This is a genomic window from Streptomonospora mangrovi (genome assembly GCF_027604915.1).
Lineage (GTDB): Bacteria > Actinomycetota > Actinomycetes > Streptosporangiales > Streptosporangiaceae > Streptomonospora > Streptomonospora mangrovi.
The window spans coordinates 75,935-89,592 of record NZ_JAJAQC010000029.1 but is presented as its reverse complement, the minus strand read 5'-3'; the positions used below and the strand labels follow the sequence as shown (position 1 = coordinate 89,592).

At 74.6% G+C, this 13,658-nt stretch carries 9 protein-coding genes; 1 reads left to right on the top strand and 8 read right to left on the bottom strand.

Annotated features, from left to right (window positions below; genetic code table 11):
- Positions 1-51: 51 nt before the first annotated feature.
- The 8 genes from LG943_RS17320 to LG943_RS17285 form a co-directional block, all read right to left on the bottom strand.
- Positions 52-4,191, bottom strand: coding sequence for an MMPL family transporter (locus LG943_RS17320; protein WP_270073338.1), 4,140 nt, complete (start codon positions 4,189-4,191; stop codon positions 52-54).
- Positions 4,188-4,889, bottom strand: coding sequence for a response regulator transcription factor (locus tag LG943_RS17315; protein ID WP_270073337.1), 702 nt, complete (start codon positions 4,887-4,889; stop codon positions 4,188-4,190). The genes LG943_RS17320 and LG943_RS17315 overlap by 4 nt, the downstream gene beginning before the upstream one ends.
- Positions 4,890-5,183: 294 nt before the next feature.
- Positions 5,184-6,266: a sensor histidine kinase gene (locus tag LG943_RS17310; protein ID WP_270073336.1), complete on the bottom strand. Its 1,083-nt coding sequence runs from the start codon at positions 6,264-6,266 to the stop codon at positions 5,184-5,186.
- 599 nt (positions 6,267-6,865) lie between these two features.
- Complete coding sequence (gene fabF, locus LG943_RS17305) at positions 6,866-8,095, bottom strand: beta-ketoacyl-ACP synthase II (protein ID WP_270073335.1); 1,230 nt, start codon at positions 8,093-8,095, stop codon at positions 6,866-6,868.
- Complete coding sequence (locus LG943_RS17300; RefSeq protein WP_270073334.1) at positions 8,092-8,343, bottom strand: acyl carrier protein; 252 nt, start codon at positions 8,341-8,343, stop codon at positions 8,092-8,094. The genes fabF and LG943_RS17300 overlap by 4 nt, the downstream gene beginning before the upstream one ends.
- Before the next feature lie 77 nt (positions 8,344-8,420).
- Positions 8,421-9,422, bottom strand: coding sequence for a beta-ketoacyl-ACP synthase III (locus tag LG943_RS17295; RefSeq protein WP_270073333.1), 1,002 nt, complete (start codon positions 9,420-9,422; stop codon positions 8,421-8,423).
- Positions 9,423-9,887: 465 nt separating this feature from the next.
- Complete coding sequence (locus tag LG943_RS17290) at positions 9,888-10,673, bottom strand: AfsR/SARP family transcriptional regulator (RefSeq protein ID WP_270073332.1); 786 nt, start codon at positions 10,671-10,673, stop codon at positions 9,888-9,890.
- A 98-nt stretch (positions 10,674-10,771) separates the two neighbouring features.
- Positions 10,772-11,506 carry an AfsR/SARP family transcriptional regulator gene (locus tag LG943_RS17285; protein ID WP_270073331.1) on the bottom strand — a complete coding sequence of 245 codons (735 nt, stop codon included), beginning with the start codon at positions 11,504-11,506 and terminating at the stop codon, positions 10,772-10,774.
- A 446-nt stretch (positions 11,507-11,952) separates the two neighbouring features.
- On the opposite strand from LG943_RS17285, the gene LG943_RS17280 reads away from it, so the two are divergent.
- Positions 11,953-13,590: an FAD-dependent monooxygenase gene (locus LG943_RS17280; RefSeq protein WP_270073330.1), complete on the top strand. Its 1,638-nt coding sequence runs from the start codon at positions 11,953-11,955 to the stop codon at positions 13,588-13,590.
- Positions 13,591-13,658: the final 68 nt, after the last annotated feature.

Below are 13,658 nucleotides of genomic sequence, written 5' to 3'. Positions count from 1 at the left end.
ACACCGTCCGGGCCGCCGCCCCGCCCCCCATGCGCCCCGCCGCGCCGCCCGTCAGCGGCGGGCGGCGCCCCGCTCCGCCTCAGCGGCCGGCACGGCCTCGGCGCCGTCCGCCTCGCCGGCACCGGCACCGGGCGCGCCGGCCCCGCCGGCCGCGCCGGAGGGCGCCGGTACCGGTGCCAGCCCTTCGCCCTCGACGTCGACGTTGGGCAGCAGCGCGTCCAGCCAGCGCGGCAGCCACCACGCCGCCCGCCCGAACAGCGCCATCACCGCCGGCACCAGGGTCATCCGCACCAGGAAGGCGTCGAACAGCACACCGGCGGCCAGCGCGAACGCGATCGGCTTGACCATCTCGTTGTGGCCGAACACGAACGCCGCGAACACCGCCACCATGATCACCGCCGCCGCGGTGACCACCCGCGCCCCCTGCGTGAACCCGGTGGTGATGGCCGCGCGGGCGTCACCGCCGTGCACGTACTCCTCGCGCATCCGCGAGACCAGGAACACCTCGTAGTCCATGGCCAGGCCGAACAGGATGCCGATCAGCAGGATCGGCATGAACGCCAGCAGCGTCGGCGCCGGCACCACGTTGATCAGCTCGGCGCCGTATCCCCACTGGAACACCGCCACGGTGACACCGAGCGCGGCCCCGGCGCTGAGCACGAACCCCAGCGCGGCCTTGAGCGGCACCAGCACCGAGCGGAACACCATCGCCATCAGCACCAGCGCCAGGCCGACCACCACCGCGAGGAACACCGGCAGCGCGTCCTGGAGGCGCTGGGACACGTCGATCGCCGAGGCGGTGGAGCCGGTCACCGTGATCCGCGCGCCGGTGTCGCGGTCGATGTCGCCGGCCTGCGCGCGGACCTCGTGCAGCAGGTCCTCCGTCGCATGGGACGACGGCCCGTGCTCGGGCACCACCGACACGATCGCGGTGTCCCCGATGTCGTTGAGCTGCGGGGGCGCGACCTCCGCCACGCCCTCCAGGTCGCCCAGGTGCTCGGCCGCGTCCTCGGCCGCCGCGGCGGCGTCGGGCACCCCGGTGAGGTCGGCGACCACCACCAGCGGCGCGCTGAACCCGGGGCCGAACTCCTCGGTGATGATCTCGTACGCCTGGCGCTGGGTGGTGTCCTCGGCGCTGGTGGAGTCGTTGACCAGCCCCAGGTGCAGGTCGCGCAGCGGCACCAGCGCGGCCACCAGGATGGCCAGCACCGCCAGCATCGGCACCAGCGGGCGGCGGGTCACCAGCCGCACCCAGCGGGCGCTGACCGTGCGCTCCGAGCGCATCGCGGCGTCGGCGCGCCGCCCCAGCACCGGCAGCCGGCACGCGGTCACGCGCCGGCCCAGGAAGCCCAGCAGCGCCGGGAGCAGGGTGATGGCCGTCAGCACCGCCACCGCCACGGTCACCACCGAGGCCAGGCCCATCACGGTGAGGAAGGGGATTCCCACCACGAGCAGGCCCAGCAGGGCGATGGCCACCGTCACGCCCGCGAACACCACCGCGCTGCCGGCCGTGCCGATCGCGCGGGCCGCCGACTCCTCGGGCTCCATGCCATCGGCCAACTGCCGGCGGTGCCGCGACAGCACGAACAGCACGTAGTCGATGCCCACGGCCAGGCCCAGCATCATCGCCATGATCGGCGCGGTGCTGGTCAGCTCCAGCAGGCTGGAGGTCGCCAGCAGCAGGGCCATGCCCACGCCCACGCCGAACAGCGCGATCAGCACCGGCAGGCCGGCCGCCACCACGGCGCCGAAGTTGACCAGCAGCACCACCAGCGCGGCGCCCACGCCGACGGCCTCGCCGGCGCCCACGGTCGGCGGGGTGACCGACACCGCCTGGCCGCCGTACTCCACGTCCATCCCGGCGTCGCGGGCCGGGCCGTCGGTGGCCACCACCGCCTCGACCGTGTCGCGGTCCACCTGGCCGTCGGGCTGGTCCAGCCGCACCTGGAGCAGGGCGGTGGTGCGGCTCTCGGCGAACAGCGGGATCCGCGAGACCACCTCGTCGCGGTCGAACTCCGGCGCCTCGCGCGCGACCTGGGCGCGCGCCTGGTCCTCCGCTTCGGGCAGCAGCCCGGCGACCACCTGGTCGCGGCCGGGCGTGCCCGGCGGGACCTGCTGCTCCACCTGCTCGCGGGCCTGCTCGACCGCCTCCGCCTCGGCGTCGGCGATCTCCTGGTCGTAGGTGTCGCGCGCCTGCGCCAGCGCCGCGTAGGGGTCGGTGACCGACTCCACGCCCGCGACGTCCTCAAGCTCGGCGGCCGTCGCGCGCACGGCGTCGGCGTAGCGCTCCTCCTCCACGATGTCGGCGCCGTCGGGCGCGCGCAGCACCACGGTGACGGTGCTGCCCTCGGCCGCCGGGAAGCGCTCCCGCAGCAGGTCCTGGGTCTCCTGGGACTCGGTGCCGGGGATGCTGAAGGTGTCGTCCAGCGGCACGCGGAACGCGGCGGCGGCGCCGGCCGCGCCGGCGAGGACGACCAGCCAGGTCACCAGCACCAGCCACCGCCTGCGGAACGCGAACCTCCCCAGGCGATACAGCAGTTGGGCCATGCTCGTCTGTCCTCTCCGTACCGGTGTGCTGCGGTCTGCCGACAGCACACCGGATGCGGATGAGGCGGCATCCCGAGGACGATGAGAGGGCGATGAGAACCCGGACGCGGCGGCGAGAGAGTCGTCACGGTCGGCGCCGCCGGGCGCGGCCGCCGGCCCGCGCCCGGCGGGGGCGCCGGGGAGACCGGCGGGGAGGTCGCCGCGGAGGTCGGCGCCGTGGCGCGCCGGCGTCCCGGACCGCGCGGCGCCCAGGGGCGGGAACACCAGGCGCACGGTGGTGCCCCCCGCCACCGAGGAGGTGAACTCCGCGTCGCCGCCGTGGGCGCGCATCACCGCCCGCACGATGGGCAGGCCCAGCCCGCTGCCGGGCCGCCGGGTGGAGGCCGCGCCCCGGTAGAACCGCTCGAACACGAACCGCGCGGACTCCTCGGGCACGCCCGGCCCGGAGTCGCTGACCGACAGCACCAGGCGGTCCCCCTCCCGGCGCAGCACGGCCGCCGCCGGACTGGTGTCGGGGGTGTGCACCCGCACGTTGGCCAGCAGGTTGGCCACGGCCTGGCGCAGGCCCTGCTCGTCGCCCAGTACCAGCCCCTCCACCGCGATCTCGGCGCGCCAGGCCCGCGCGGGCTGGGCGGCGCGGGCGTCGGCGACGCTGTCGGCCACGATCCGGCCCAGCGCCACCACCTCCCGGCGCGGCACCGGGTGCTCGTCCAGCCGTGCCAGGTACAGCAGGTCGTCCACGATCGCGGCCATGCGCGCCGACTCCTGCTCGGAGCGGGTGATGACGTCGGGGCGGCGCCGCACGTCCACCACGCCCTGGGCCACCATCTGGAGGTAGCCCCGGATCGAGGTCAGCGGGGTGCGCAGCTCGTGGGAGGCGTCGGCGACGAAGCGGCGCATGCGCTCCTCCGACTCCGCGCGGGCGCTGAGGGCGGCCTGGAGCCGCTCCAGCATCCGGTTGATCGAGGCGGTCAGCCGCCCCGCCTCGGTGGCGGCCTCGGCCGAGGGCACCGGCACCCGCCGGTCCAGCTCGCCCGAGGCGATGGCCTCGGCCGTGGCCACCACGTCGTCCAGGGGGCGCAGCCCCCGCCGCACGGCGGCCGAGCCCGCGGCGGCCACGGCCAGCAGCACGCCCGTGCCCGCCAGCGCCTCGATCAGCAGCAGCCGCCGCACGATGGCGTGCACGGGCTCCAGCGGCAGCCCGATCAGCACCGTCGCGTCATAGGACGGCAGCGGCACCAGCTCCACCCGGTAGGGGCGGTGGTCGCGCCGCACGGTGAACACGTCGTCCGGGGCCGAGGCGGGGTCCAGGCCCGCCATCAGCAGCGGCCCCCGCCCCTGGAGGCGCTCCACGCGCGGCGCGCCCCCGCCGGGCGGGTCGGTCCGCATCTCGATGACGAAGTCGGAGGGCACCGCCACGCGCCGCACCAGCTCCGCCGGCACGTGGGAGAACACCTGGTTCTGGCCGGCGCGGACCAGTTCGGCGGCCACCGTGACGCGTTCGTCGGTGCGCTTCATCAGGTAGTCGTGCAGCGAGACCGCGCTGACGGCGGCCACGGTGGTCAGCGCGACGGCCATCAGCGCGGTGATGGCCACCAGGATGCGGCCGCGCAGCGTGCGCGGGCGGCCGAACCGGGTCCTCACCCGCCCTCCTCGCGCAGCACGTAGCCGAACCCGCGCTGGGTCTGGATGAGGTTGGGGCCGTGGGCGCCCAGCTTGCGGCGCAGGTAGCCGACGTAGGTGTCGACGATGTTGGAGCTGCCGGTGTAGTCGGCGCTCCACACGGCGTCGATGATCTGGCCCCGCGAGAGCACGTGGCCCCGGTTGATCATCAGGTAGCGCAGCAGGTCGAACTCGGTGCGCGAGAGCGCGACGGGGTGCCCGGCGCGGCGCACGGTCGCGGCGCGCTCGTCCAGTTCGACGTCGGCGAAGCGCAGCACCGGATCCGCCGGCTCGTCGCCGCCCTCGGGCAGGGTGCGGCGCAGCACCGCGCGCACGCGTGCCAGCAGTTCGTCGATGTTGAACGGCTTGGTGACGTAGTCGTCGCCGCCGAACGTCAGCCCGGCCACGCGCTCGCTGTGGGCGTCCCTGGCGGTGAGGAACACGATGCCCAGCCGGGGCAGCTCCCGCCGCAGCACGCGGCACACCTCGAAGCCGTCGCCGTCGGGCAGCATGACGTCGAGCACCACCAGGTCGGGCCGGTGCAGGCGCGCGGCCTGGACCGCCTCGGCGGCGGTGGCGGCCGACGACGTCGCGAAGCCGTGGAAGTCCAGCACGGTGGTCACCATGTCCACGATGTTGGGTTCGTCGTCCACGACGAGGACCTGGGGGCGCGGCGTCACGCGGGCGGAGGGCGGGCCGGGGCGGGGGGATCGCCCGGGCCGGGCGTGCGGGGCCGGCCGGGTGGGCGCTGGGGTGGTGGGTCGGGTGGTCATCGGGCGTCCAGGGAATCGGAGTCGGATGAGAAACACATGAGAACCGGTCCGGCGGGCATCGGTCCGGCTCGCGCCCCGTGACCACCCCGGCCATCCGCGAGCGGAACCGATGGCCGCGGTCCCCGGCTTCCGCCCGGCCCCGCCCGTTCCCGCCGCGCGCGTTGGGAACGGGCAGGGCCCGCCGCCCCTACCTCACGACCTTCACGACGCCGCGCGCTGGGCCCAGGGGAGGGGGACGGTCAGTTCGACGCGGGTGCCCTCCGTGGGGCCGCTGCCGATCTTGATGTCGCCGCCGAGCTGCTCCACCCGCTCCCGCATGGAGATGAGCCCGTGCCCGCGCGTCGGGTCGGCGAGGCCCGGCAGGTCCTCGGGGGCGAAGCCCACCCCGTTGTCCTCCACCACCACGCTCACCGTCTCGGGCATGATCTCCACGACCACCGACGCCCGCGAGGCGTCGGCGTGCTTGTCGACGTTGCGTATGCACTCGCGAATGATCACGAACAGCTCCTCGCGCTGGTGGCGGGGGACCAGCGACTCGTCGCCGCTGACGCGCACGTCGAACTTGGTCTCGGGCAGCGCGCAGCGGGCGAACATGCGCAGCTTCTCGGCGATGTCGCCGTTGGCGCGGTAGGTGCGCAGCTCGGCCACCAGCCGCCGGGCGTCGTCCATGAGGTCGTTGAGCGCCTTGCGGGCCATGGTGAAACGCGTCTTGGCCTCGGGCGAACCGCGCTCGCTGTAGACCTCGTACAGGTCGAGGTTGCGGTGCACCAGGCTGATCCCGCTGCCGATCCAGTCGTGGACGTCGCGCGCCAGCCGCCGCCGGTCGGCCGCCAGCATCTCCTGGCTGGGGCGGCGCACCCCGCCGTCGTGGCCCTGCATGAGGCCCACCACCCGCACCGAGATGCTCTCGTGCAGCGCCCGCAGCCACAGCGCCACCGCGTGCACGCCGTCGGGCTCCTCGCGGAACAGCTCGGTGGCGGCCTCGGAGGCGACCTGGAACAGGATGTCGGTGACCCGCAGCATCTCGGCGGTGTCGAGTTCGCCGCAGTCGGCGCGGTCCTGGGCCATCGACCGGCGCGGGATGCTGCCGTGGTCGATGATGACGGTGCCGCTGCGCACGCTGGCGAAGCAGTCCTCCAGCGCGGCGTCGGCCTGCCGCAGGATCTCCTCCATTGATTTGGGGTCGGGTACGGCGTTGCCCAGCGTCAGCAGCCGGGACCGGAACGCCTCCAGCACCCTCTCCTTGCGGTCGCGGTGGGAGTGCCCGCGCGCCTTGCGCAGCATCCCCCGGCGTACGCTCTTCGCCCTACTGTTGCCTGGCATGCCCCTCCGACCTCGGGGGGTGCGCGCTCGGCCGCGTGGGGGTTCGCCCCTCAACAGGGCGGCGCCCCTCGCGCGCGCGGTCCGTGGACCGCCGGCCGCATGCCGCGCCCCGGCGCCCGCCCCCGCCTGCTCGTCGTGCCCAAGCGAGCCGCTGGGCGCGATCGCCCCGGTCGCCGCTTGCTGGCCCATGGTCCCCGCCCGTCCCGCCGAGGCGGCCGTGTGCCCGGCGCGCGGCGCCGGACCGGCTCTCCGTGCCCCCGAACGGCCCGCGACGGTGGGTGTGCGAACCGGCCGCGACCGTGTGCCACGGAAAGCGCGAGGCGGACGTGGGAACCTCCTCCATTCGGCCGCGGTGTCGGAATCATACGATACGCGGTTACCGGAGAAATCGGCATAATCGGCGCCAGATTCGCTTTCCCGGAATGGCCGGATGCGGATGCCAAGTGGAAAGTTTGATTCCCTTTCCATCGTCGCGGCACGAGAACGCGGCGGGGTGTTTCAACCGTGTTACACACCCGCCGCGTCCGTCGCGCGCACCGCGACTTCCGGCCGGTCGGCGGCTAGGCCGCCGACGTGAAAACCAGAACCGCGTTCTGTCCGCCGAAGCCGAACGAGTTGCTTACCGCGACATTCGACTTGTGCTCGCGCGCCGCGCCCGCGACCACGTCGAGTTCGATCTCGGGATCCTGGAGTTCCAGATTGGCGGTCGGCGGAACGGTGCTGTGCTCGATCGCCAGGACCGAGAACACCGCCTCGATCGCGCCGGCCGCGCCCAGCGTGTGCCCCACGACCCCCTTGGTGGAGGTCACCGCCGCTCGGTCCCCGATGAGCCGGCGCAGCACCCGCGCCTCCGCGGCGTCGTTGAGCGGGGTGGAGGTGCCGTGGGCGTTGACGTGGTCGACCTCGGCGGGGGAGACCCCCGCGTCGGCCAGGGCCGCCGTCAGCGCCCGGGTCACGCCCGTGCCCTCGGGGTCGGGGGCGGTGATGTGGTGGGCGTCGTCGGAGGCGCCGTAGCCCGCCAGCCGGGCGTGCACGCGCGCGCCCCGCGCCCGCGCGTGCTCGGCGCGCTCCAGCACCAGGATGCCGCTGCCCTCGCCGATCACGAACCCGTCGCGGTCGGCGTCGAAGGGCCGCGACGCCGTCTCGGGCGCGTCGAGCCGCTTGGTGGACAGCGCGCCCATCTGGGCGAACCCGGTGGTCACTACCGGCAGCACGCCCGCCTCGGTCCCGCCGGTGATCACCACGTCGCAGGTGCCGTCGCGCAGCAGCCCCAGCGCGCACCCGATCGCGGTGGCGCCCGAGGCGCACGCGGTGGCGGTCACGAAGTTGGGGCCGGTGGCGCCGAACTGGAGCGCCAGGTGCCCGGCGGCCATGTTGGGGATCATCATCGGGATGAGCAGGGCCGACACCGCCTGCGGGCCGACCTCGTTCATCCGCTTGTGCTGCTGGTCGTAGCTGCGCAGCCCGCCCATGCCGCAGCCCAGCACCACGCCCACCCGGGCGCCGTCCCAGGTCTCGGGGTCCAGGCCGGAGTCGGCGACCGCCTCGCGCGCGGCCACGATCGCCATCTGCACGAACCGGTCGTAGATGAGCGAGGCCCGCCGGCCCACCAGCTTGTTGGGGTTGAAGTCGGGGACGGTGCAGGAGATGTCGACCGGCAGGCCCGCCAGTTCGGGGTTGCGGGAGGCCGCGGAGACCCCCGAGCACACCCCCGCCCAACTGGCCTCGGTGCCGATCCCCGCCGCGGTGACCAGGCCCAGCCCGGTCACCGCGACATCGGGGCGCCTCACGATCCCGCCGCGGCGGTCGCGGCGTCGATGAGCTTGGCGGCCTGGCCCACGGTGTCGCTGGGCGAGGCGGAGTCCTCGCTGATGGTCACGCCCATCTCGGACTGGATCACCAGCAGCAGCTCCACCAGGAACAGGGAGTCCATCTCCAGCGCCTCGAACGTGACGTCGGGGGAGATGTCCTCGCGGCTCACCTCGAAGCGGGTGACCAGGATGTCGACAAGCTGGTCGTAGGTCGTGGTCGTGCTCATGGTCCAGGCTCCTCGTTGGTCGGGTCTTGCGTGGTCGGTGCCGGCCGCGTGTCGCGGCGCGGCCGGGGCGGGCCGGGTCAGGTCCGCTGGAGCCCCGGCCAGGTCAGCACGGTCGAGCCCCAGGTCAGCCCGCCGCCGAAGGCGGTGAGCAGGACGTGCTCGCCCGCGCGCAGCACTCCCTCGGCGTCGGCCTCGGCGAGCGCGATCGGGATGGAGGCCGCGCCGGTGTTGCCGACGCGGTCGATGTTGACGAGCGCCCGGTCGCGGGGGACGCCCAGTTCGTCGGCGAGGTGGTTGATGATCCGCAGGTTGGCCTGGTGGCTGACCAGCCGGTCCACCTCGTCCAGCCGCCGGCCGGCGCGCTCCAGCACCGCCCGGCAGGACTCGGCCATGCGGGTCACGGCGTGCCAGAACACCGCCTTGCCCTGCATGGCGAAGTAGTGGTCGGCGGGGTCGGGCGCGGTGCCCGACAGCCGCTGGCGCGAGCCGCCGGCCCGCACCGTGATCAGGTCGGCGCCCTCGCCGTCGCTGCCGAGCACGGTGGGGCCGAGCGCGCCCAGTTCGTCGCCGCCGCCCGCGCGCAGCAGCACCGCGCCCGCGCCGTCGCCGAAGATCACCGAGGTGGAGCGGTCGTCGGGGTTGAGGACGCTGGAGTGGGTCTCGGCGCCGATCAGCAGCACCCGGTCGGCCGTGCCCGCGCTGATCAGGCCCTGCGCGGTGGCCAGGCCGTAGACGAAGCCCGTGCACACGGCGTTGATGTCGAAGGCCATCACCCCGCCCAGCCCCAACCGGGTGGCCACGGTGGGCGCGGTGCCCGGGCAGGGGCGGTCGGGGGTCATGGTGGCCACCACCACGGCGTCGGCGGAGGTCTCGCCGGCCGACTTCAGCGCCTGGGCGCCGGCCTCGACCGCGAGATCGGAGGTGGCCATGCCCTCGGAGGCGAAGAACCGCTGCCGGATCCCGGTGCGCGTGCGGATCCAGGTGTCGCTGGTGTCCATGGACGCGGCCAGGTCGTCGTTGGTCACCCGGCGCGGCGGCAGGAAGGAGCCCACCCCGGCGAGCACGGCGGCGCGCGTCATCGCGCGTCCGCGCGGCCGGGGCGCCGGCACGGGCCGGCGGGGTGGGGGGAACAGCGGTGTGCGGTCATGGTCGCGCGCTCCTTCGGCGGCACGGCGGCTGGGATCGCGGGCCGGTCGGCGGTCCGGCGAGTCGCACTTTGAGTCTGACCCAGGGCGCTGATCGCCGATTGACACGCCGCTGACGTCGGGCTGACGCCGCCGCGGGCGCGTTCGCCCAGCACAGCGGGCCGGACGGCGAGCGGCGCCGGCGCGGCCGCCGTCGCGCGGGCGCGGGCGCGCGAACGGGACGAGGCACGGGACACACGGGAAGCGGGGACGCGCCCCCCAGCGGGAAAGAGGACGCCCGAAGACAGGCGCGCGCCACCTGGCACGGGCACGGACCCGCCAACGCGTAAGCCCGCACCAGCAGGTGCGGGCTTACGCATTGGCGGGTCCGCGGCGGTGCGGCGGGGCGCCCGACCGGTCTCAGCCGGTCGGCGCCAGCGCCGGGTCGTGGTTGAGGATCTCGGAGTAGCGGCGCTGGAGCGGCAGCCCCGGCTCCAGGCCCAGCTCGGCGTTGAGCAGGCGGCGGGTGCGGTGGAACAGCTCCAGCGCCTCGCCCTGGCGGCCGCAGCGGTACAGCGCGAGCATCAACTGCTCGCAGAAGCGCTCGTGCAGCGGGTGCTGGGCGACCAGCAGCCGCAGCTCGGGCACGGCGCGGCGCTCGTCGCCCACGGCCAGCCGGGCGGCCACCAGGTCCTCCCAGGCGGTCAGTCGGCGCTCGTCGAACAGCGCGGCGGCGGCGCGGCAGCGCAGGCCGTCGCCGGCGTCCAGCAGCGCCGGGCCGCGCCACAGCTCCAGGCCGCGCTGGAGGAGGTCGACGGCGCGCTCGGGGCGGTCGGCCACGGCCGCGCCCCCCTGCGCGGCCAGGTCGAGGAACCGGTTGCCGTCGACCGCCTCGGGCGCGACGTCCAGCACGTAGCCGTTGCGCACGCTGCGCAGCAGGCCGGCGCCCGCGCCCCGGGTGGTGGCCTGCCCCTCCAGCAGCCGCCGCAGCCGCGTGGCGTGCGCCTGGAGCGCGTTGCGGGAGTTGCCGAGCGTGGCGGTGGACCACAGCTCGTCGCACAGCTCGTCGTGGGAGATGGCCACGCCGGGGCTGAGGGCCAGCGTTGCCAGCATCGTCCGCACCTTGTTGGCGCGGACCGGGTGGCGCTGGCCGCGCGCCACGATGGACACGTTGCCAAGGATCTCGATCTGCGTCTCGATCTGCACTGCACTCCTCAGGATCGTGCGCGGTGAGGCGCGGTGGGCCGCGCCTCCCGTGGCCGACGGGGCCGGGCGAAGCGGCGCGGCCGGGGTGGGGCGGACGCTCACGAGACCGCGCGGAAGCGCGCCGGCACCGCGACGGCGCGGGCGCCCCGGCGGCTGTCGGCCATCAGGATCTCGTGCTGGAGGCGCTGCGCCTCCTGGGACGGTTCCAGGCCCAGCTCCTCGTTGAGCACGCGGCGCAGGTCGTGGAAGGCGGCCAGCGCCTCGCCGCGGCGCCCCGAGCGGTGCAGCGCGGTGATGAGCTGGTCGTGGTACCACTCGTTGAGCGGGTTGGTGGCGATCAGGGAGCGCAGCTCGGGCACCAGCTCGCGGTGCCGGCCCAGCAGCATGTCGGCCTCGATGCGCAGCTCCAGGGCGTGGTGGTGCACCTCGTCCAGGTAAGTCACGTGGCGCGCCAGCACCGGCCCCACCGAGGTGTTGGCCAGCGCCCGGCCCCGCCACAGCCCCAGCGCCTCGCGCAGCCGGCGCGCGGCGTCCTCCACCCGGTCCTGCCGCAGCAGGGCGCGGCCCTGCTCGACGTACTCGGTGAAGAGGGTGGCGTCGAGCTGCTCGGGCTGGAGCCGCAGCAGGTAGCCGGTGCGCTCGGTGGTGAGCATCTCGGCCAGTTCGCGGGTGGCCGGGTCCTGGGCCAGGGCCCGGCGCAGGTGGTAGACGTGCGTGCGGATGGTGCCCGTGCCGTTCTGCGGCGGGCGGTCGTCCCACAGCTCCTCGGCCAGGGTGTCGACGTCGACGACCTGGTTGGCGCGGAGCAGCAGCAGTGCGAGAACCTTGCGCACCTTGACGCCGTTCGGTAACCGGACTCCGAAATCCGTCCTCAGCTCCAACGAGCCGAGAACGCTGAAGTAAATCATCTAAGCCCTCGTATCTTCATCAATTCGGAAGTAAGCGATTGTCGAATGCGTGAGCGATCGGTTACTGTTCGCACAGAGCTTTTTCAGGACGGGTTCTCTGTGACGCAGACCACGTGTATGCTGGCTGGACTTTCGGGGCTTCCCTGGAAAACGGGCTTCAACGACATTTCTAGCAGCGGGGTCCGCAGGCCAACAGGTAGAAGCATCCAAGGTGGGAAGAAAATGTTTCCTTAGTGGTATTGCGCGGACCGGAAGTGGCACACCGAATGCGTCCGCGTGGCGATGAACGGCGCCTTGCACCTGCTCAATCCTTGAGCACGTAGGAGTACACCTGCGCAGCCCGCCGTTTGTCACACGAAGGAGCCGATCCCGTGAAGCCAACCGTCCCGGTGCTCGTCGTCGGCGCCGGCCCCACCGGACTCGCGCTGGCCGGCGAGCTGCTGCGCCAGGGCGTGGAGTGCCGCGTCGTCGACCGCGCCGCGAGCCGGCCCACCCACCAGGCCCGGGCGCTCACCATGTGGGACGGCGCGCTCGACGTGCTCGCCCGCCACGGCATCGCCGACGAGGTCATCGCCCGCGGCATCCCCATGACCGCCGCCCGCTACTGGTCGCGCGGCCGCAACTTCGCCACCGTGCGCTTCGGCGCCGGATCGGTCGCCGAGGGCGCCGCCAACCCCCTCATCATCACCCAGCCCCAGGTCGAGGAGGTCATGGTGGCCCGCCTGGCCGAGCTGGGCGGCGCCGTGGAGTGGAGCACCGCCCTGACCGCCCTCACCGACCGCGGCGACCACGTCGAGGTCCGCCTGGAGGGCCCCGACGGCGACGAGGAGGAGCTGACCGCGAGCTGGGTGGTGGGCTGCGACGGCAACCACAGCACCGTCCGCGAGCTGTCGGGCATCACCTTCGGCGGCAGCACCTACGGGCGCAGCTTCATCCTCGGCGACGGCGACATCGACAACCCCGTCGTCCCCGGCGAGGCCCACTACGTCCTCGACCCCGCCGGCGTCCTGGTCCTGGTGCCGCTGCCCGACGGCAAGCTGCGCGTCTTCGCCGACGCCACCACCGTGGGCGACCTGGACACCGCGCCCACCGCCGAGGAGTTGCAGCGCCTCGCCGACGAGCGCGCCCCCTTCCCCCTCAAGATCCACGACCTCCAGTGGAGCACCCGCTTCCTGGTGCACCTGCGCCAGGCCACCAGCTACCGCGCCGGGCGCTGCCTGGTCGCCGGCGACGCCGCCCACGTGCACAGCCCCGCCGGCGGGCAGGGGCTCAACACCGGCATCCAGGACGCCGCCAACCTCGCCTTCAAGCTCGCCCTGGTGCAGCGCGGCTGCGCGGGCGCCGACGCGCTGCTGGACAGCTACGAGGCCGAGCGCGAACCCGTCGCCGCCGACGTCATGCGCTCCTCCCACACCCAGACCCGGCTGTGGACGGTGCGCTCGCCCGTCGGCCGCTGGGCGCGCGACACCCTCATGGGCCGCGCCGCCCGCAGCGGCCTGCTGGAGCGCCGCCTGGTGCCCGCCATGGCCCAGATCGACCTGGACTACCGCAAGAGCCCGGCCGTGGGCCCCGGCGGCGGGCGCCGCGCGCTGCGCCGCGGGCTGGCCGACGCCGAGCTGGTGCCCGCCGACGGCGGCGCGCGCACCCGCCTCTCCACGCTCCTCCAGGCGCCCCGGCACACCCTGCTCGTCCTGCCCGGCGCCGACACCGCCGGCGCCGCCGCCGTGCTCGCCGAGGCCGCGCCCATGGCCGACCGCCTCAGCGCGCACGTGCTGCTGACCGCCGCCGACCACGCCCGCGTCGAGGGCGGCGGCCTGCCGCCCGAGCACACCTACCTGCTGCCGGCCGACCACCCCGGCCCCACCGGCGACCTCGCCGGCGCCCGGCTGGTGCTGGTGCGCCCCGACGGCTACGTCGCCGGCACCTCCGCGGAGCTGACCGCCGCCGCCGAGCTGCTGCGGCCGGTGGCCCCCGCCGCGCCGCGCCTGGCGCAGGCGCCCGGCGCCTGACACCCCGCCGCCGCCCAACGCGGCGGCACCTGCCTGCACCCGGCGGCGGGTCGGAATCCGGCCCGCCG